Origin of the sequence: Clostridium fessum, from assembly GCF_027698965.1 — a bacterium.
Taxonomy (GTDB): domain Bacteria; phylum Bacillota; class Clostridia; order Lachnospirales; family Lachnospiraceae; genus Otoolea; species Otoolea fessa.
Window position 1 is genome coordinate 14,948 of record NZ_JAQEQF010000007.1, and the last position, 19,695, is coordinate 34,642.

A 19,695-nucleotide genomic window follows, 5' to 3' on the forward strand; every position below is an offset into this window, starting at 1 on the left:
AAGATTGAAAATTTGGATGAAAGAAAGGGAAGAAGCATGAGTCGGAAAACAGTCAGCATGATAGGCAATCTGACGCGTGATATGATGAGTGACGTGATGGAGACATCGTTAAAGAAGCCGATCCAGACCGGCGAATTCCGGAAAAATCCGGTCGAACCGGCGTGGAGATGTCCGGCGGAATATATTTATGAGCTGGTAAAAACAGAACAGTTTGTGATGGAATATTTGAAGCCGAAGCAGGCGGTGACGGGGCGCGTCATTTTGCAGCTGCACGGCGGCGGGTATATCGGTCCGATGAAAAATATTTACCGGCGGTTTGCGGTTAAGTATTCGCAGATCAGCTTCGGCGCGGATGTTCTGACGCCGGACTACCGGGTGGCGCCGGAGCATCCGTATCCGGCGGCGCTGGAGGATGCGGTGTACGCGTACCGATGGCTTCTGGAAGAGAAGAAATACCAGCCGTCCCAGATCGTGGTAGCTGGGGATTCGGCGGGCGGCGGCCTGGCGCTGGCGCTCTGTCTGTATGCGAAAGATCACGGGCTGCCGCTTCCTGCGGGTATTATCACGATGTCGCCGTGGACGGATGTAAGTCTGAGCGGGGCATCGTATGAGGAAAATTATACGATCGATCCACTGTTTGGTAATTCGAAGGAAAATATGTTGTACCAGTGCAGCTACATCGGGAATGCCAATCCGAAAAATCCGTATCTGTCGCCGCTGTTTGGAGATTTTGAAGGATTTCCGCCGATGCTGATGCAGGTGGGCGCGTATGAGGTGCTTTTAGATGATACGAGGGCGGCAGCGAAAAAGGCGCGCGCCGAGGGCGTCAAGGTGCGCTGCTCGGTCTATGACGGGATGTTCCATGTATTTCAGATGGGACTCGACCTGATTCCGGAGAGCCGCGAGGCATGGGAAGAGGTCGCGGAATATCTGCGGATCATCTACCGGATTCATCGGGAGCCGGAGGGAACGGTCGTGAAAAAGGTAAAAACGAGACGCAAAGAGACGGAAGACCGGGCGCGGCTGAATCTGTTGGCATTTTTAAAACGGGAGCTTAAAAAGTGAAGATTACGTTAGTGACAGTAGGAAAAATTAAGGAAAAATATCTGGAGGCGGCGATCGCGGAGTACAGCAAGCGGCTGGGGCGTTACTGCCGTCTGGAGATCATGCAGGTGGCGGATGAAAAAACGCCGGATAAGGCGAGTGAGCTGCAGGAAGCGCAGATCCGCGACAAGGAAGGCGAGCGGATTCTGGCGCATATCAAGGAGGACGCGTATGTGATTGCACTTGCGATCGATGGAAAGCAGCGTTCCTCGGAGGAGATGGCGGCATGGATGGAAGACCTGGGCGTGCGAGGTGAGAGCCATCTGCAGTTTATCATCGGAGGTTCGCTGGGGTTGTCGCAGGCGGTGTTAAACCGTGCGGACACGAAGATCAGCTTTTCGCGCCTGACCTTTCCACACCAGCTGATGCGCGTGATTTTGCTGGAACAGATTTACCGGAGTTTCCGGATTATAAAAGGAGAACCGTATCATAAGTAGACATAATGCATGATGGATGATTAAAAATCAGCTATTCATAATGCGCGAGAGCAGTTCGAGATCCTCTTTTTTGACCTTTAAGTTAGATGCCACCTCGGTTCCGTCCGGGGCGGTCACTTTTAGGGAAATGACGCTGTCCTCGCGCAGCGCGCGGGTGTAGGCGGCTTTCAGAAAAGGGGAAAATTTAGGGTGGCGGGCTTTGAAACGCGCCCACTCGTCCCGAAATTGCAGTAAGGATGAAAGATTCATGTGATTAAGTCCTTTCCGTTTTAATAACTGATGGTAGTGTATCATGCGCGGGGAAGGCATGTAAAGAGGAAAAATTATCAGTAACGAGAGGTAGACTGATAATTGTTCGCAGTAACGTAGACAGGAGAATCAAGATTCATGGAACAGGTACAGAAGAAAAATATACTAGGCACGGAGCCGATCGGCGGGCTTTTGCGGCAGTTTGCGGTGCCAAGTATTATCGCGATGCTGGTAGGCGCCCTTTATAATATCGTCGATCAGTTTTTTATCGGAAGAAGCGTGGGAGAGCTGGGGAATGCAGCGACGAACGTGGCGTTTCCGTTGACGATCTCCTGTGTGGCGCTGGCGCTTCTGTTTGGAATCGGCGGTGCGGCGTCCTTTAACCTGACGCTGGGAGGCGGCGATCGGGAAAAGGCGTTATTTTATATTGGAAATGCGGCGACGCTTCTGTTTGGAAGCGGTGTGATTCTGGGGACTGTGGCGCTTTTTTGCCTGACGCCGATGCTGCGCTTTTTCGGTTCGCCGGACAATGTGCTGGCGTATGCCAAAACGTATACGGGTATCACGGCTCTGGGATTTCCATTTCTGATTCTGACCAACGGCGGCGGGCATCTGGTGAGGGCGGACGGAAGCCCGCTTAATGCGATGCTTTACAATTTATCCGGGGCGCTGATCAATACAGTGCTCGATCCGCTGTTTATTTTTGGATTTCATATGGGAATGGCGGGTGCTGCGCTGGCGACGATCATTGGACAGATTTTTTCAGGAATCCTGATTATCCGGTATCTGCGCCGTTACAAAAACGGACGGCTGACAGCGGCGCATCTTCGACCCCAGAGAACATATGTAAGCATGATTACCTCATTGGGGGCAGCGGCATTTTTCAACCAGCTTGCGATGCTGGTGGTGCAGATCGTGTTAAATAAATCCTTGACCTACTACGGTGCGCATTCGGACTATGGGGAATCGATTCCGCTGGCGTGTGCCGGCATTATCACGAAGGTCAATCAGGTGTTTTTTTCGATCGTCATCGGTCTTTCGCAGGGCATGCAGCCGATCGCAAGTTTCAATTATGGCGCGAAAAATTATGCGCGCGTGCGGCAGGTGTATGGGTTGGCGCTCAGGTGGGGATTTGCGGTGTCGGCGGTGTCCTTTGCGTGTTTCCAGTTGATTCCGCGTCCGATCATCGGGCTGTTCGGGGAAGGATCGGAGATGTATTTCCAGTTTGCGGAAAAATATTTCCGGATTTACCTGTTTTTCACGTTCTTAAACTGTGTGCAGCCGATTGCGTCAAACCTGTTTACGGCGATTGGAAAACCGAAAAAGGGTATTTTCCTGTCCCTGACGCGCCAGATTCTCTTTTTACTGCCGCTGATTGTGATTCTGCCGCTGTTTATCGGCATTGACGGCATCATGTATGCCGGACCGATCGCGGACTTTGTGGCGGGCGTGGTGGCGCTTGCGATGGCAGGCGTGGAGGTGAGACGGCTGCGGCGGATGGAAAGTGCGTCCGTGCATGCATAGGCGGATGGTATATTTTAGCCAGTCCTTCATATATTGAGGTAAGGAGGACGGGCTGATGAAGGAGGAACAATCAAAGCAGGATGTGAGGGCGCTGTTTCATTTTTTCTCCCGGAATATCCGGGAGCAGCTTCTGGCGCTTCCGCTTGAGGCGGATGGAATGGAAGAGGTACGGCTTCGAGTTAGCGCGCCGCTGTATTACATATATAAAAATAAAGAGTACACAGCCGGAAGTGGATTCCGGGTCAGCCGGGAGGATGTGGATGAAACGCTGCAATGCGCGGCTCGTTCTTCTCTCTATGCTTACGGGGAGGAAATCCGGCAGGGGTTTCTGACCGTGCAGGGCGGACACCGGATTGGCGTGGCTGGAAGGACGATACTGGAAAACGGACATATAAAGGCGATTCATCCGATAACCTTTTTAAATGTCCGTTTTTCGCATCAGATGATAGGATGTGCAGCAAAAATACGGTCGATTTTGACGGATCCAGGGACGGGAAGTATCCGGAATACGCTTCTGATTGCGCCGCCGAGATGCGGAAAAACAACACTTCTGCGGGATCTGATCCGGATGGTGTCGGATGGAGAAGAGGGAAAGGATAGGGGCTCTGCTTTGAGGGGGAGCTTTGAACGGCCTAAGGCAGGTGCAGGACATGAAAATAAAGCTGGAAAAATGGTGGAGATGAGGAAGCAGCATGGTGGAAAAGTGAGGGCGCAGACGGTCGGGGTGGTGGATGAGCGTTCGGAGATTGCCGCCTGTTATCAGGGAATCCCGCAAAACGATGTTGGCTGCCGGACAGATGTGCTGGATGCCTGCCCCAAGGCGGAGGGAATGATGATGCTGATCCGCTCGATGGCACCGGAGGTGGTCGCGGTGGACGAGATCGGCGGTGAGAATGATTTGGAGGCGCTTCGCTATGTGATGAACTGTGGCTGCAGGATTCTGGCAACCGTACATGGAAATTCGATGGAGGACATCCGGGAAAAACCGGGCTTGTCCTCTTTTTTGCAAGAAAAACGGTTTGAGCGGTATGTGGTGCTGGGAAATAGACGCGGACCGGGAACGGTGGAGGCGGTATATGATGCAGCTGGCGAGGAGCTCATATGTGGATAAAATTGCTTGGAATCTGCCTTGTATGTGTATCGTGTGCGGGGATTGGCGGGGGTGAGGCATTGCGCCTGATTGGCCGGAGGCGTTTTTTGGAGGAAGTAAAACGGATTGCCGCGGGACTGCAGGGAGAGATTGGGTATACACAGGCAGTTCTTCCTCTGGCACTGTGCCGGGCGGGGGCACGCGGGGATGGAAAAGCGGGAAAACTATTTTTGGTGGCAGGAGAGCGGCTGGAAGCGAATCCAGAGTCTCCGTTTGGGAGTATCTGGGAAGCGGTTCTGGAAGAGCAGGGGATTCGTCCGATGTTAGGAACAGAGGAATGGGAGCTGATGTGCCGGTTTGGAAACAGCATCGGGTATCTCGATCTGGAAATGCAGCAAAAGACGCTGGCACTGTATCTGGAAGAATTGGAACGGGCGATTGAGCAGCTGCGGCGGGAAGAGCCGGAGAAGAAACGGCTGTGCTGGGGACTTGGGATACTAGGCGGGCTGTTTCTGGCAGTGGTGTTGATGTAAGTGGGGGAAGAAAATGGGAGTTAATCTAATATTTCGGATTGCGGCAGTTGGTATCCTGGTTTCCGTCCTCTGCCAGATCCTCAAACACAGCGGGCGGGAGGAACAGGCATTTCTCACAAGTCTTGCGGGTCTTCTTTTGGTACTGTTCTGGATGGTGCCGTATATTTATCAGTTGTTTGAGACGATGAAGGAATTGTTTGCGTTGTAATGTACTCTCGGAATCCTTCTGTGCTTGATTTTGTGAGATGATTTTTTGTCAGTTGAGCCCAAATTTCTGAGGCATACGTTGATGAAATTCGGGTGCAGCTGGCGAAAAATCAGCCGCAAAAGCGGGTGCAGGAAAGACTCCGAGAGTACATTGCAGGGAAGGACGGTAAAAAATGTCAATTTTAACCGTATCGGTTCTTGGGATCACGGCAGTTCTTCTGGCAGTCCAGCTCAAGGGAAAAGGCAGCGAGTATGGGACGTACATTGTGATGGCGGCGGGGCTGTGTCTCTTTTTCTATGCGGCGGGAAAGCTGGAAGTGATTCTGAAAACACTTCGGACGATGGAATCCTGCATCGGGATCAGTCCAGTGTATTTGTCGGCGCTTTTGAAAATGGCGGGAATTACTTATATTGCCGAATTTGCCTCCGGGATTTGCAAGGATGCCGGGTACGGTTCGCTGGGAACACAGATTGAGATATTTGCGAAGCTGTCCATTCTGGCGGTCAGTATGCCGATTCTGCTGGCATTGTTGGAGACGGTGAAGCAGTTTTTGGCGTAGGGAAGTGGTAAGTGCAGAAAAGCGGAGAGATGGTGAGAGCAGGTGACGGTGGGAACAAAGATGGTTGTGCGGGCAGTGAGCGTTATATTCTTGAGTGTATATTTGATGGCAGGAAATCATTTAACGGTGTCGGCGGCAAATGGTGAAAAGATATCTGAAGATTCGGATTTCAGTGTTTCTGGAGAGAACATGGATTCTCTTCTGAACTCACTGGATTTAAGCAGAATCGAAGCATTTTTAAGGGAAGCGGGAGGTTCGGCAGTCCCGGGGTTTTCATTCCGGGAAATCCTTTCGATGCTTCTCTCTGGCAATTATCAGAGTGTGGTTCGGATGCTGATGGATTTCTGCCGGACAGCCCTATTTCGGGAAATTTCAGAAAATGGCAGATGGATGGGGCAGGTCATCCTTCTGGGAATTTTAGGGGCGGTGTTCGCCAGCTTTTCGGGTCTCTTTGCCGACAGTCAGGTATCGGAGATGGGCTTTTATGTCACGTATCTTCTGATTTTTACACTGCTTGCCGCCAGTTTTTTGAATGGGGTGCGGATCACGCGGACACTGTTGGAGCAGCTCTTTGAATTTGTCCGGGTGCTGGTTCCTGCTTTTTTTCTGGCTGTCTCCTTTTCCGGGGGAAGTACCTCGGCAGCAGCCGGATATGCATGGACACTTGCTTCTGTCAATGTGGCGGAATGGGTGTTTTTACAGTTGTTTCTGCCATGCACCCAGTTGTATGTCCTGCTGTCGCTGGCGGGACATTTAAGCTCGAAGGATTTGTTTTCAAAAGCGTTGGAATTGCTGGAACAGGGGATGCGCTGGGGCAGCAAGGCGCTTTTGGGAGTGGTGCTGGGCTTTCATGTGCTGCAGGGAATGATTGCGCCGTATACAGATTCGGTGCGCCAGACGGCGCTGCGGCGGGCGGTCAGCCTGATACCGGGAATCGGACAGGGCGCGGCGGCAGTGTCGCAGGTACTTCTTGGAAGCAGCGTCCTGATCCGGAATACGGTGGGCATCGGGGGAGTGCTTGTGCTGGCGGCGGTGTCGCTTCTGCCGCTTTTGAAACTTTTAATCCTCTATCTGGGGTGCCAGGGAAGCGCGGCGCTTTTGCAGCCGGTCAGTGACAGCCGGGTGGTGGAGGCAGTCGGCGCAGTGGCGAAAGGATTTTATTTTTTGCTGGCAGTAGCTGGTTCGGCGGTGGTGTTATTTGCGCTTTCGATCGCGGTGGTGTGTGCGAGCACGAACGCGGCTTATTTTGCGGGGTAGAAGATGGAAGCAATTACTCACTGGGCGGGGAATATCGTCAGTTATCTAGTGTTTCTGACCGTTCTGACCGGGCTTTTGCCCGCACATAAGTATGAAAAATATATCCGCCTGTTTGCGGGCTGTATCCTGCTTCTGATTGTGCTGAAGCCGCTGACGGACGGGCTGCGTCTGGAGGAGCGGCTGAATTATCTGTTTACATCTCTTTCGTTTGAAAATGAAGCGGGCGAGCTGAAAAGTGAGATGGATGAGATAGAGGTGCGGCGTAGAAATATGGTTTTGAGCCAGTATGAGGCGGAAGCGTCCAAGGAGGCAGTGCGGGTGGCAGCGGAAGCGGGATTTTCCGTGGAAAAGGCGGACGTAGAGCTGGAAAAAGATCCGGAGTCGGAGCAATTTGCCTCGGTGCGGAGTGTGACGGTGTATGTGGCGGGAAGTGAGGCGGGGATGGAAGCGGGGATGGAAGCGGCGGAACTGGAGGAGAATCAGAGTTCGATGATTGAAATAGAAAAAATTCCCCCGATTGAAATTTCACTTGAACAGGAGCAGAAGCAGGGAGAACCCGCCGCCGCGCAGGCAGTTTCATGGATGAATGGGGAAAAGATTTGGGAGCTTCAGCAGCGGCTGGCATCGTTTTATCAGGTGGAGGCGGATCATGTGGAAGTCAGGATGGAACCTTGACAAGGAATGGGTCAAACGAAATGAAAAATGGCTGATTTTGCTGGTGCTTGGGCTGGCAATTCTGATCTTATATGCGCCGTTTGGGAAGAAGACGAGTGAGACGGGAGTCTTGCGGTCAGGGGAAAGATGGGCGGAGAGTGGAACAGAAACAAACTCTGGGCATAGAGCAGGGCAGGACAAAAATGGAAGTTCAGAAGAGAGTGGTTCGGATGTCGAAACAGGTTTGCCAGGCACTGCATCCAGGCAGGACACGAACCGCCTCTACGAGCTTCGCCTGGAGCAGCGGATCCGGGACGTTTTAAAGAAGGTGGACGGCGTGGGTGAGGTGGATGTGATGCTGACTCTGTTTTCTTCTTCGGAAAAGGTGCTGCGGGTGGATAAGGAGAGAAGCCGGGCGTCCACCTCGGAGACGGATTCTTCGGGTGGTACGCGGCAGCAGGCGGATGAATCGCTGCGGGAGAGCACCGTGCTGGCGGGAAGTTCAGGCAGCGGGGAACCGGTAGTTGAAAAAGAGCTGGCACCGGAGATTTCCGGTATCGTGATCAGCGCACAGGGAGGAGGAAATGCGTCGGTACAGAAGGAAATTTCGGAAGCGATGCAGGCATTATTCGGACTGCCGGCACATAAAATAAAAGTATTAAAGCGGGTGGAATAAAGGAGTATGCAAATATGAGAATGAAGATGAAACGCGTTTTCAGGAGAAATCAAATCATCATCACGACGCTGGCGATCATGATTGCGGCGGCGGGGTATCTCAACTATGCGGGAAAATCCGATCTGCCGGGGGCGGATACATATGAAGCGGGGGCGACCAAGATTTCAGATAGCGATATATATTCGGAAAATCAGGCGGTGTCCGGAAGCGTGGCGGACGGTGAATATGAGGAGATTGCAAGTCTTGACGATCCGGGAGAGGGAGATCCGCTGGCAGCAGGCAGTGAGGAGGGCACAGCGCAGGGGGCGGCGGACGGAGAGGAGGCATCTGCGGACAATCCGGCAGTCGATAACCCGGGCGAGGCGGTTTTGACAGGCGGAACCGGCGTGGCAGAGTACATAGCCAATGTACAGCTCAGCCGTGAACAGATCCGCGCCAAGAACCGCGAAGCGCTGAATGCCCTGATTAACAATGAAAATCTGGATGCGTCGGCAAAAGAGGCAGCCGTTCAGGATATGCTGGCACTCAATGCGATAGCGGAGAAGGAAAATGCAGCGGAAACGCTTCTGATGGCGAAAGGATTTGCCGATCCGGTTGTCAGCATCACGGATGGAAAAGTGGATGTCGTTGTCAACGCGCCGTCCATCACAGATCCGCAGCGCGCGCAGATCGAGGATATTGTAAAACGGAAAACCGAGATATCGGCGGAAAATATCGTGATTTCCCTTTTAAACCTGGGAGATTGAGGAAGTTCGGATGAGTTAATGTTCACGGGTAGGCACTTTTGGAACCGAAAGTGCCGTAAGAAAACGTGGTGGCAGCAGGAATTTGCCGTATTAAAATGCGAAGCCACGGCAAATTCCGTTACTGGGCACGTATGCGTGAACAGTAACTCGGATAAGATTCGAACTGGAAATGCCTTTGCAAACTCCTGTATTTTTGGTATAATAAAAACACTTAATTGAAATGTATTTCTGGAAGTATTCGAGCATCTGTTTTTTGTGGGAAGAGAAGATTCCGGGCGTACATGGAAGTGGTCAGGAGGGATTTGGAATGGCGAGAGAAGCAGAAGATAGAAGCACACATATCGTATATGAAAAGGACCGCATTGGAGAAGTGAAAATTGCCGATGAGGTAGTGGCGATCATCGCAGGTCTGGCAGCGACCGAGGTAGACGGTGTCGATTCGATGGCTGGCAATATCACAAATGAACTGGTCGGAAAGCTCGGCATGAAAAATTTGAGCAAGGGCGTGAAAGTGACCGTAACCGAGGATCACGTGATTGTGGATCTGTCCTTAAATATGAAATATGGCTACAGCATCCCGGCAGTCAGTGAAAAGGTGCAGGACAAAGTAAAGACAGCGATTGAAAATATGACCGGTCTGATGGTTCTGGAAGTTAATATTAAGATCGCGGGTGTCAATATGCCGGCGGAAGCATAGCAGGTTTCGTGTTTTCGTAGCTTTTCATTTTCTTAACACAAAATACTCAGTTTGACCTTGACGGGGAAAAAACCGTATGATATGATGATCGCGTTAAAAGGGAGTAGTTATAACCATGTAACCAACAGACCCTGAGGATAGTAAACCTCATGGTTACATGCCTTGTGTAAGTCAGATGGCAGTGTGTTTTTGTAACAAAAAGCGTGTGCCGTATGATTCAAATGTGAGGAACAAGACTTTTAGCATATGTGGATGAAACGTATGCTGAAAGTCTTTTTTGTTTTATTAGGAAAAAGCGTCCTATGAAACAAAAACGCTCACATGGATGTATACCTAGCGCGAAGAAAGACAGCTGCCAGAGCAGGTGTATCCTGGCAAGGGGCTCCAGGAAACAGGATATTTATGAAGGAAAACAAAATTAACAGGAGGAACAACATGGAATTTTTATGGGAAGGCGTCATGGCGATCACGCCGCAGCAGGTTGTGATGTATCTGATCGGCGGGCTTTTGATCTGGCTGGCGGTCAAAAAGGAATACGAACCGGCGCTGCTTCTGCCGATGGGATTCGGCGCGATCATGGTAAACCTGCCATTATCCGGCGTCATTAACCAGGTGACGGAGGGCATCGGGGAGACACAGGGTATTATACAGTGGCTGTTTGAGACGACGATCAGCGCGTCGGAGGCGCTTCCGATTCTGCTCTTTATCGGAATCGGGGCAATGATTGACTTTGGACCGCTTCTGTCACAGCCGATCATGTTTTTATTTGGTGCGGCGGCGCAGTTTGGCATTTTCTTTGCGATCTGTGCGGCATCGCTGATGGGATTTGAACTCAGGGATGCGGCATCGATTGGAATCATCGGTGCGGCGGATGGACCGACTTCCATTCTGGTTTCCCAGATCATGCATTCCAACTATGTGGGCGCGATCGCGGTGGCGGCGTACTCCTACATGGCGCTGGTGCCAATCATCCAGCCATTTGCGATCCGTCTGGTGACGACGAAAAAAGAACGCCGGATTCACATGACCTACAGTCCGAAAAATGTGTCCAAAACGACCAAGATCGCATTTCCGATTGTAGTTACTATCATTGTCGGACTGATTTCTCCGGCATCGGTGGCGCTGGTCGGATTTCTGATGTTTGGAAACCTGATCCGCGAGTGCGGCGTGCTTCCGGCACTTTCCCAGACGGCACAGAACGAGCTGGCAAACCTGATTACCCTGCTGCTTGGCATCACGATTTCGTTCAGTATGCGTGCGGATGCGTTTGTGCGGGTTGACACACTTCTGATTATGGGAATCGGTCTGATTGCATTTATCTTTGATACGATCGGCGGTGTGCTGTTTGCTAAATTTATGAACCTGTTTTTGAAGACGAAAATCAATCCGATGATCGGTGCGGCGGGCATTTCCGCATTCCCGATGTCCTCACGCGTGGTGCAGAAGCTGGCGATGGAGGAGGAAAAGGGAAATATTATCCTGATGCATGCGGTCGGCGCCAATGTATCGGGGCAGATCGCCTCGGTCATCGCGGGCGGACTGGTTATTAAGCTGGTAAGCCAGTATTTGTAATATAGGTCTGTCGGGCAGATAAAATGGAAAAGGAAGGCTGCACTTGAATGATGAAAAATCAAGAGACAGCCAGTGCACTGATTGAGATGGAGGAAAATATCGGATGTGGAATAATTTTTTGATTTCGCTGGCAATTATGGGAAAAGGAATGGCGGGAATTTTCGTCGTTGTCCTGATTATTACGGCAGTGGTGCTGATTTTAGGTAAGTTAAAGTAAAATATAAATTGGAAAAAGTATCTTTCTTTTTTCTTTCAGTTTTATGCAGTTCGTTGACATTCGACAGAGGTAAATCTATAATAGAAACATTGTTTGTAAGAGTTTGAAAGGGCCAGAAGGAGACATGAGAATGAGTCAACGAAATAAAATTCAGCGCCTGCTGCGAAAAGGCGCTTTGGCAACTTGTTTATCCCTGTCAGTTGTGTGCAGCAGCTTATCGGCAGTTACAGCGTATGCAGGACCGGCGGATGATCCGGCAGCGGCAGCACCAGTGATCGGACCGGGCGGTCCGGGAACCACGAACGCGAATGCGGGACAGCAGGCGGATAATTCCTATTATAATCAGACGTTATCTAATCCGGTTGTCAATCCGGTGGACAAGTATTCCTATAGCCAGATGGTAAACGATATTTCGGCGCTGGCAAGCCGTTATCCGGGAACAGTGACCGTGAAATCGATTGGAAAATCGGCGGACGGACGTGATATCTACGATGTGATTGTCGGCAATCCGAACGCATCCAAGAAGATTCTGTTCCAGGGGGCGATTCATGCCAGAGAGTATATCGTTGTACCGCTGATGATGCAGCAGCTCGAGTATCTGGCAGCTGGATTTACGAATAATGGTACCTATATGACGCAACCGCTTTCTAACATATTGGGACAGGTGGCATTTCATTTTGTGCCGATGCTGAATCCGGATGGAGTCACGATCAGCCAGATGGGCGAGAATGGTATCCAGTCGGAGGAACTGCGCCAGACGATGCAGGCGGCGTACGCGGCGGACAAGGCATCCAGCCGGACAACGGTCAGCTATGAAGAGTATATGAGACGCTGGAAGGCGAATGCACGCGGTGTCGATCTGAACTATAACTTTGCAGCAAACTGGGAGGGAATCAATGTGTCTTTAACCCATCCGTCTGCAAATGGTTATAAGGGAACCAACCCACTGTCAGAGCCGGAGAGCCAGGCAATCGCGAACTTGATTCAGGGAACGGGATTCAATGCGGTTATCAACTATCATGCGATGGGAAATGTGATTTACTGGGATACGCAGAACAACCAGAAAGCGGCAGAGTCCAAGGCGCTGGCAAACGCTGTTCATGCCTTGAATGGTTATTCCGTTCTTGGAAGCAAGGGCGTCGGCGGCTTGAAGGACTGGCTGCAGCAGGCAGCAGGCATCCCTGGTATCACGATCGAGGTAGGACGTTCCACCTGCCCGGTATCTTTCTCGGAATATCCGGCGATCTGGAACCAGAATAAGGCAGTCCCGGCAACGCTGGGATATTATGTGGCGACACATTGATGATGGAATAAAATGAAGATTAGATAGAAAAATGATGTGCGACTGGAGTTGGAAGTGGTCGTGCATCCTTTTTTGTTGTGTAAGAATAAAGAGTTAGTGTTTGTGAGTTGGTTCACTATTTGGGTTATCAGTTCTTCCTATGAAATAAAAAATGCTCCGCGAGGATGCGCAGTGATTCTGATAGGAATATGTCAGCTTCGCTGACCAGAATCACGCGTCAAGTCTCACGGACGTTCGACTTGAAATGAAAAATTTTGCATGATTGACTTTGACGAATAAAATCCTTATAATAAAACCAAGAACAAAGAAACCAAGAAAACGAGAATACAAAGAAAAAATAGACATATAATAAAAAAGAGGGAGTGAAGCATGTCAACATCGGTAATAGAAAGAGGCAATACAAAGATGAATCGGAAAATTCTCAGTATTTCGTCCAAAAGGCAGGTGACGATTCCACAGAAGTTTTATCAGTTACTCGGTTTTGGGGATGAGGCAGAATGTGTGATGCGTGATGGAGAGCTGATTATTCGTCCTATTAAGGTATCGTCAGGCGGTGAATTTGCAGAACAGATTTTAGCAGAGCTGATCAGGGAAGGTTTATCTGGAGAAGAACTTCTGACAGAATTTAAAAAGCGTCAGGCGCAAATGAGACCGGCAGCGGAGGCGATGCTAACGAAAGCAGAAGAGATTGCAGAGGGAAAAGCAGATTATACAACTTATGAGGATATTTTTGGAATGGAGGATTAGTTTATGCTGCCAGTTCGATTTAATCCTCCTGCCGCAAAGTACATTAAGAAGCTGAAGGACAAGAAGTTAAAAAGACTTTATCAGGAGGCAGTTGATAAGATTTGTGAAGATTATACAGTTGGGGAACTAAAAACTGGAGATTTAGCCGGGTTTTATGGTTATGATATCTATTATAATAAAACGAATTATGAACTTGCATATACCGTTGAATGGGTAGATGGAGAAATGATAATCGTTGTTATGGCTGGAACAAGAGAAAATTTTTATGATGAATTGAAGCGTTACATAAAAAAGTGACATACTGGGAAAGAACGTGCGATTGAAAGTAGAGACTGACAATGACATGTTCTATTTTTGAGCATTTCCCTCTTTGCTTTGGAACAAATCGACAAAAACAGGAAACTAAAATTATACAAAATGGAAAATATATTCTTTTTATAAAAATATGGTTTGCAAATTCTGAAATACGATTTTATATAAAATCACAAAAGGGACATTAATTAGAGATGTACAACTGAACACCCGATAAAACAGGGCTGCCGTTATTCCTCAAACGGCAGCTCTTCTTTTCGCAAAAATGTCCGGATCGACTCGTCCCACTCGCGTTCCAGCGTCTTGTCTAACGTAAATTGGTTGAGCGACAGCCCGGTGACACAGCTTAAATGCTGGTTTTCATAATGAATATTTAAGAACAGTCCGCCGACCTGCTCCGGGAGCCATTGGCTTTTGCGGGCGGTCAGAAACTGTTCGGTGGCAGCTTTCGGAAGCTTCAAAATGATGGAGAAGCGCTCCGGAAGCTTTTTTCCTTTTATTAGGGAAAAACAGAACGGGCGCAGAGTTTTCCAGGTTGAATATTCTTCAATCTGCCCCTCGGCACGCTCTTCTTCGGAATAAAAGCTTTTATGGACGCGTCCGTCGATGGAGAAGGTGTTGAACGTCACGATCTCCGCTTCCTTAAGCAGAAAGCGGTCAAATGTCTCTCCGATGAACAGTTTCTTGGTAAATAATTTTATATCACAGATATTGCAGGCAATCATATGTGTCCTCGCTGAGATGGTAAATTCGTTATTTTCTGTGTAATGTAGAAACAATAACGTAGATTCTATTTTATCGCAGGCGGGAAGGGGACGCAAGTGACTTCTTATTGGCAAGACGGAGAATTTTAAAATCTTATTAGCACTCAACAAAAATGAGTGCTAATTTTCTATTGACATCTTGGAACGCTGGTATTAAAATAAGAGTCACGGTGATGGAAAATCACAAAAAAAGAATTTTACAAGCGTATATTTATGTAGCTGGATAGCAGGATTGGACGCGGCAGAGTGAAACTGCCAGACTCCATTTCCGGGAGCGGATATCCACTGTATTTTGCAATCAAAAGGAGTGTATAGATATGGCAGCAAAAACAGGAAGTTTATCAATCAACAGCGAGAATATTTTCCCGATCATTAAGAAATGGCTTTATTCCGATCATGATATTTTTTATCGTGAGCTGATTTCCAACGGATGCGACGCGATCACGAAGCTGAAAAAGCTGGCGCTGATGGGCGAGTATGAGGAGCCGGGAGAGACGGAGTATAAGATTCAGGTTACCGTTAATTCTGAGGACAAGACGATCACCGTCGAGGATAATGGTATCGGTATGACTGCCGAGGAAGTGGAAGAGTACATTAACCAGATCGCATTTTCCGGTGCACAGGATTTCCTGGCAAAATATAAGGACAAAGCAAACGAAGACCAGATCATCGGTCATTTCGGTTTGGGTTTCTATTCTGCATTCATGGTAGCGGACAAGGTTACGATCGATACTCTTTCTTATAAGAAAGACGCAGAGCCGGTTCACTGGGAGTCTGAGGGCGGCACTGAGTTTGCGATGGATAAGGGCGATAAGGAAGGCAATGGTACCAAGATTGTCCTTTATTTAAATGAAGACAGCACTGAGTTCTGCAATGAGTATCGCGCACGTGAAGTCATCCAGAAGTACTGCTCTTTCATGCCGGTTGAGATTTACCTGAAAAATGCAACGGCAGAACCGGAGTATGAGACGATCGAGAAGGATCAGCTGACCGACAAGGACACCATCGTTGAGACGGTGGTCGAGGAAGCAAAGACCGAGGAAAAGGAGAAAGGGGACGGCACGAAAGAGACCGTGGAGGTATCTCCGAGAACCGAGAAATATAAGATCCTGAAACGTCCGGTGGCACTGAATGACATTCACCCGCTGTGGAACAAGCATCCGAACGAGTGTACCGAGGAAGAATACAAAGAATTTTACCGCAAGGTATTTATGGATTACAAGGAACCGCTGTTCTGGATTCATCTGAACATGGATTATCCGTTCAACCTGAAAGGAATTCTGTACTTCCCGAAGATCAACATGGAGTACGAGAGCATTGAGGGCACCATCAAGCTGTACAACAACCAGGTATTTATCGCGGATAATATCAAGGAAGTTATTCCGGAGTTCCTGATGCTCTTAAAGGGCGTGATCGACTGTCCGGATCTGCCGTTGAATGTATCGAGAAGTGCGCTGCAGAATGATGGATTTGTAAAGAAGATTTCCGATTACATCACCAAGAAGGTAGCGGACAAGCTGACCGGTATGTGCAAGACAGACCGTGAGACCTATGAGAAATATTGGGACGATATCGCTCCATTTATCAAATTTGGCTGCTTAAAGGATGAGAAATTTGCTGAGAAGATGGATGACTACATCATTTACAAGAATCTGGACGGAAAATATCTGACGCTGAAAGACTGCATGGATAAGGCGAAAGAGGAAGGTCATGAGAACCAGATCTACTATGTAACAAATGAGAAAGAGCAGAGCCAGTACATCAACATGTTCAAGGCAAACGGACAGGATGCGATCATCATGTCTCACAGCATTGATAATCCATTCATCAGCCAGGAAGAGCAGAAGCATGAGAACCTGAAATTCCTGCGTATTGATGCCGATGTCAATGACACGCTGCGCGAGGAAGTGAAGGAAGAGGACAAGGAAGCGCTCAAGAAACAGGAAGAGACGCTGACAGAGACCTTCAAGAAAGCACTGGGCGATGATAAGCTGCAGGTAAAGGTTGAGAAGCTGAAGGATGCTGAGATTTCTTCGATGATCACCCTGTCGGAGGAAACACGCCGTATGCAGGATATGATGAAGATGTACAACATGGGCATGGACGCGTCGATGTTCGGCGGCAGCGGTCAGGTGCTGGTACTCAACGCGAACAACAAGCTCGTTCAGTACGTCTTAGAGCACACGGATGGCGAGAATACGCCGAAGATCTGCGAACAGCTCTACGACCTGGCACAGCTCAGCCACGGTTCCCTGACATCGGAGCGCATGACGAAGTTTATCGCACGGTCGAATGAGATTATGGGTATGATGCTGAACTAAGGGCGTCTGGTTCACGACTGTTTTATATAGGAAAATATGTTAAAATATCATATATGATATAATGACGGAGCTGCTGCACGTAAATGTGGCAGCTCTTTTATTACCTGTCGTAAGAGAGCAAATGGGATTCACTATTTCACGAATTTAGGATTTATGATAGAATAGGAGCACTTAGCAAGGTTTTTTCAGATTTGACGGGGAGGTGCGTGTATGTTTGGAATCGGAGGATGGAAACAGGTTGGCGCGACGTTTGATATGAAACGGCAGGCGGCGATCCGGGAGCAGCTGGAACAGGCGGGAATTGAGTATCAGGTCAAGGTGCAGAACCGTCTGAAATCGGGCGTGCTTTCCGGCAATCAGCGGGCGAGGCTGGGAAGTGCGGGAGAAAATGCGGCATCGGAACGGGAATATCTGTTTTATGTGCAGAAAGCAGAGGAGGAAAAGGCGCGCCGTGTGATAGAAAGCGCCGGAAGATAAAACAGGTATTTTCTGAGAATGAAAGGCCTGAATGACGAAGGAGAGAAAATGGGAGAGGGAAACTGGAACGAATCGGATCTTTGGCAGCGGGAGGCAGAAGAAAATGGTCTGCAAATGGAACCTGAGCTGCAGAATGCGGTTCAGAGTCCGAAACAAATCCGAAAAAACTGCCGCCGCGAGGTGCGCCGTGTCTGCAATGTCCTCGGCTGGGCGCTGGCATTTTTCAGCGTGATGACGGTACTTGTCAGCATACTTCTGGAAGTGGCTGGCAACGTATGGGCGGACGGAGGCGTGATCAGTACGTTTTTGAACCGGATGGTAAATGCAGCGTGGTATGAGGACGGCGGAAGCACGCTGGTCATCTATGCGCTGGTTCTTCCATTCGTATTTTTAATTCTGCGCCTTGTCCCGGAAGAACGGGCAGAGAAAATGAAGATTAGTTTCCTGCAGTTCTGTATGTTTTTTATTTTGGCACAGGGATTTGGAACTATCTTTAACCTGCTGGGAAATGCAATCAATGATGCGGTGGCGGCAAGTAGCGGCGGCGATGCATCCGCGATGAACCCGGTCAACGAGATGCTGGATTCGCTCTCGCCGGTAATGATTTTATATGTAGGGTTTTTAGGACCCATTATTGAGGAATATATCTTTCGATGGAAACTCTTAAACCGATTGCGCCGTTTTGGCGATAAGGCGGCGATTACCTACACGGCGCTGATGTTTGGTCTGATGCACGGAAATGTGACGCAGTTTCTCTATGCGGCGGTGATTGGCGTGGTTCTGGGATATGTGGCGGTGAAGACGGGACGGATGCGTTATAATTGTCTGCTGCATATTCTGATCAACAGCTGGTCGTTAGTGATAGCGATGCTTGGAACACAGGATACGCTGCTGCCGCTGTTTATCACGTTTCTGATGACCGGGTTTATGGGCTGCACGATCATCGGGGCGTTTGTTCTGCTGATTTTCAATTTCCGGAAAATCCGGCTGTCCGATGGGGCACTCCCAGAGGGAGTGAAATTCCGCAATATATGTGGGGCAATGTATGGGAATCTCGGAACAGTGGCATTTATTCTGGTAAGTTTGATTACGATGGCGTTTTTCTTGTCGAGATGATGTGGTGGTCAGTTGCTGTTCACAAGTAGGCACTTTTGGAAGTGAAAGTGCCGTAAGATAACGTGGTGGCAGCAGGAATTAGTTGTATTTAAATGCGAAGCCACGGTAAAATCTGTTACTGGGCACGTGTGCGTGAACAGTAACACTGTTCATGTGTTTGTCATGTATTTCAGCATGTATTTCACGGGATTATGCTTGACTTCCTACTGTGTGATTACTATAATAAATAGTAATGAATACTACGTGATGTGAATTGCGTAACGGGAGGACGTTATGTTATATAAAATTATTGGTGACAGCTGCATGGATTTGACGGAGGAACTGAAATTGGATCCGCATTTTCAGATGATTCCGCTGACCCTTCAGATAGGGGATTACAAGGTAACGGATGATGAGACATTTAACCAGAAGGAGTTTCTGGCAAAGGTAAAGGCAAGTCCCGAGTGCCCGAAGACGGCGTGTCCATCGCCGGAGAGCTTCAAGGAAGCATTTGAGGGCGAGGCAGAATATATTTTCGTGGTAACGCTTTCGAACCATCTGAGCGGTTGCTACAACTCGGCGGCTTTGGCAAAACGCCTTTATGAGGAAGAGAACGGAACGGACGGGAAGAAGATTGCAGTCATTGATTCCCTGTCGGCGTCGGCGGGCGAGTTAAATATTGCGCTGTTCATCCGGGATCTGTGCGAGAAAGGTCTTCCGTTTGAGGAGATCTGCAGGCAGACGGAGGCATATCGGGATTCGATGAACACGTATTTCGTCATTGAGACGCTTGATTTCTTAAAGAAAAATGGCCGTCTGACCGGTTTGACGGCTTTTATCGCGTCGGCGCTGAATATCAAGCCGGTTATGGGCGCGGACAGCGGTACGATCATCAAGCTTGATCAGGCGCGCGGCATGACCCGGGCGCTCGACCGGATGGCGGAGATTGCGTGCAAAGAGGGCGGCGATACCGCAAGCAAACGTCTGGTGATCGCACACTGTAATAACCCGGAACGTGCTGAGCACGTGAAAGAGATCATGTGTAAACGGGCAAACTTCCGTGAGGTAGTGATCACGAATACGGCTGGCGTTGCAACCGTGTATGCGGGCGACGGCGGAATCATTATGACACTGTAGGGAGAAAGAGTGGGTG

General features: G+C 49.3%; 22 protein-coding genes. 20 read left to right on the forward strand and 2 right to left on the reverse strand.

Features of this window, described 5'->3' with window-relative positions:
- The first annotated feature begins 36 nt into the window (after positions 1–36).
- Together PG862_RS09830 and rlmH are read left to right on the forward strand one after the other, a co-directional pair.
- Positions 37–1,065 (forward strand): alpha/beta hydrolase, encoded by a 1,029-nt coding sequence (locus tag PG862_RS09830; protein ID WP_107001314.1) that lies wholly within the window; start codon positions 37–39, stop codon positions 1,063–1,065.
- Positions 1,062–1,541, forward strand: coding sequence for a 23S rRNA (pseudouridine(1915)-N(3))-methyltransferase RlmH (rlmH, locus tag PG862_RS09835; RefSeq protein ID WP_118482581.1), 480 nt, complete (start codon positions 1,062–1,064; stop codon positions 1,539–1,541). Before PG862_RS09830 ends, rlmH begins: the two co-directional genes overlap by 4 nt.
- Positions 1,542–1,568: 27 nt before the next feature.
- Here the strand turns inward: rlmH and PG862_RS09840 are convergent, their stop codons facing one another.
- Positions 1,569–1,790 carry a hypothetical protein gene (locus PG862_RS09840; protein ID WP_107001315.1) on the reverse strand — a complete coding sequence of 74 codons (222 nt, stop codon included), beginning with the start codon at positions 1,788–1,790 and terminating at the stop codon, positions 1,569–1,571.
- Between the two features lie 138 nt (positions 1,791–1,928).
- Between PG862_RS09840 and PG862_RS09845 the strand changes: the two genes are divergently transcribed.
- The 14 genes from PG862_RS09845 to PG862_RS09910 all read left to right on the forward strand — a co-directional run bounded on the left by PG862_RS09845 (position 1,929) and on the right by PG862_RS09910 (position 13,870).
- The gene (locus PG862_RS09845; RefSeq protein ID WP_118743236.1) at positions 1,929–3,314 is read left to right on the forward strand and encodes an MATE family efflux transporter; all 1,386 of its coding nucleotides are present in this window, start codon (positions 1,929–1,931) and stop codon (positions 3,312–3,314) included.
- Positions 3,315–3,369: 55 nt separating this feature from the next.
- On the forward strand, positions 3,370–4,425 hold the full coding sequence (locus PG862_RS09850) for a stage III sporulation protein AA (protein WP_118638344.1): 1,056 nt from the start codon (positions 3,370–3,372) through the stop codon (positions 4,423–4,425).
- Positions 4,416–4,937 (forward strand): stage III sporulation protein AB, encoded by a 522-nt coding sequence (locus PG862_RS09855; RefSeq protein ID WP_270707255.1) that lies wholly within the window; start codon positions 4,416–4,418, stop codon positions 4,935–4,937. The genes PG862_RS09850 and PG862_RS09855 overlap by 10 nt, the downstream gene beginning before the upstream one ends.
- A 13-nt stretch (positions 4,938–4,950) precedes the next feature.
- On the forward strand, positions 4,951–5,145 hold the full coding sequence (gene spoIIIAC, locus PG862_RS09860; RefSeq protein ID WP_022359269.1) for a stage III sporulation protein AC: 195 nt from the start codon (positions 4,951–4,953) through the stop codon (positions 5,143–5,145).
- A 172-nt stretch (positions 5,146–5,317) separates the two neighbouring features.
- A complete protein-coding gene (locus PG862_RS09865; protein ID WP_107001319.1) occupies positions 5,318–5,704 on the forward strand; it encodes a SpoIIIAC/SpoIIIAD family protein in 387 nt (128 codons plus the stop codon).
- 48 nt (positions 5,705–5,752) lie between these two features.
- On the forward strand, positions 5,753–6,961 hold the full coding sequence (locus PG862_RS09870) for a stage III sporulation protein AE (RefSeq protein ID WP_270707256.1): 1,209 nt from the start codon (positions 5,753–5,755) through the stop codon (positions 6,959–6,961).
- A gap of 3 nt (positions 6,962–6,964) precedes the next feature.
- Positions 6,965–7,636, forward strand: coding sequence for a stage III sporulation protein AF (locus PG862_RS09875; RefSeq protein ID WP_270707257.1), 672 nt, complete (start codon positions 6,965–6,967; stop codon positions 7,634–7,636).
- Positions 7,611–8,291: a stage III sporulation protein AG gene (locus tag PG862_RS09880; RefSeq protein ID WP_270707258.1), complete on the forward strand. Its 681-nt coding sequence runs from the start codon at positions 7,611–7,613 to the stop codon at positions 8,289–8,291. Before PG862_RS09875 ends, PG862_RS09880 begins: the two co-directional genes overlap by 26 nt.
- 14 nt (positions 8,292–8,305) lie before the next feature.
- The gene (locus tag PG862_RS09885; protein WP_353885918.1) at positions 8,306–9,037 is read left to right on the forward strand and encodes a SpoIIIAH-like family protein; all 732 of its coding nucleotides are present in this window, start codon (positions 8,306–8,308) and stop codon (positions 9,035–9,037) included.
- A 307-nt stretch (positions 9,038–9,344) separates the two neighbouring features.
- Positions 9,345–9,734, forward strand: coding sequence for an Asp23/Gls24 family envelope stress response protein (locus PG862_RS09890; protein WP_107001323.1), 390 nt, complete (start codon positions 9,345–9,347; stop codon positions 9,732–9,734).
- 435 nt (positions 9,735–10,169) lie between these two features.
- Entirely contained in the window at positions 10,170–11,306 is a 1,137-nt protein-coding gene (locus tag PG862_RS09895; protein ID WP_107001324.1) for a sodium ion-translocating decarboxylase subunit beta, read from the forward strand.
- Between the two features lie 347 nt (positions 11,307–11,653).
- Positions 11,654–12,826, forward strand: coding sequence for a M14 family zinc carboxypeptidase (locus PG862_RS09900; RefSeq protein WP_107001325.1), 1,173 nt, complete (start codon positions 11,654–11,656; stop codon positions 12,824–12,826).
- A gap of 405 nt (positions 12,827–13,231) precedes the next feature.
- On the forward strand, positions 13,232–13,573 hold the full coding sequence (locus PG862_RS09905; RefSeq protein WP_242995823.1) for an AbrB/MazE/SpoVT family DNA-binding domain-containing protein: 342 nt from the start codon (positions 13,232–13,234) through the stop codon (positions 13,571–13,573).
- 3 nt (positions 13,574–13,576) lie between these two features.
- The gene (locus tag PG862_RS09910; protein ID WP_117796877.1) at positions 13,577–13,870 is read left to right on the forward strand and encodes a type II toxin-antitoxin system RelE/ParE family toxin; all 294 of its coding nucleotides are present in this window, start codon (positions 13,577–13,579) and stop codon (positions 13,868–13,870) included.
- 245 nt (positions 13,871–14,115) lie between these two features.
- Here the strand turns inward: PG862_RS09910 and PG862_RS09915 are convergent, their stop codons facing one another.
- On the reverse strand, positions 14,116–14,610 hold the full coding sequence (locus tag PG862_RS09915) for a DUF5721 family protein (RefSeq protein ID WP_107001332.1): 495 nt from the start codon (positions 14,608–14,610) through the stop codon (positions 14,116–14,118).
- Between the two features lie 356 nt (positions 14,611–14,966).
- Here PG862_RS09915 and htpG point away from each other — a divergent pair, with 356 nt between their 5' ends.
- The 4 genes from htpG to PG862_RS09935 all read left to right on the forward strand — a co-directional run bounded on the left by htpG (position 14,967) and on the right by PG862_RS09935 (position 19,679).
- Entirely contained in the window at positions 14,967–16,970 is a 2,004-nt protein-coding gene (gene htpG / locus PG862_RS09920; protein WP_118749777.1) for a molecular chaperone HtpG, read from the forward strand.
- Between the two features lie 210 nt (positions 16,971–17,180).
- Positions 17,181–17,447: a DUF2007 domain-containing protein gene (locus PG862_RS09925; protein ID WP_118473033.1), complete on the forward strand. Its 267-nt coding sequence runs from the start codon at positions 17,181–17,183 to the stop codon at positions 17,445–17,447.
- Between the two features lie 48 nt (positions 17,448–17,495).
- Positions 17,496–18,563, forward strand: coding sequence for a CPBP family intramembrane glutamic endopeptidase (locus PG862_RS09930; RefSeq protein WP_182436558.1), 1,068 nt, complete (start codon positions 17,496–17,498; stop codon positions 18,561–18,563).
- Positions 18,564–18,836: 273 nt separating this feature from the next.
- On the forward strand, positions 18,837–19,679 hold the full coding sequence (locus PG862_RS09935) for a DegV family protein (protein WP_118638339.1): 843 nt from the start codon (positions 18,837–18,839) through the stop codon (positions 19,677–19,679).
- Positions 19,680–19,695 lie beyond the last annotated feature (16 nt).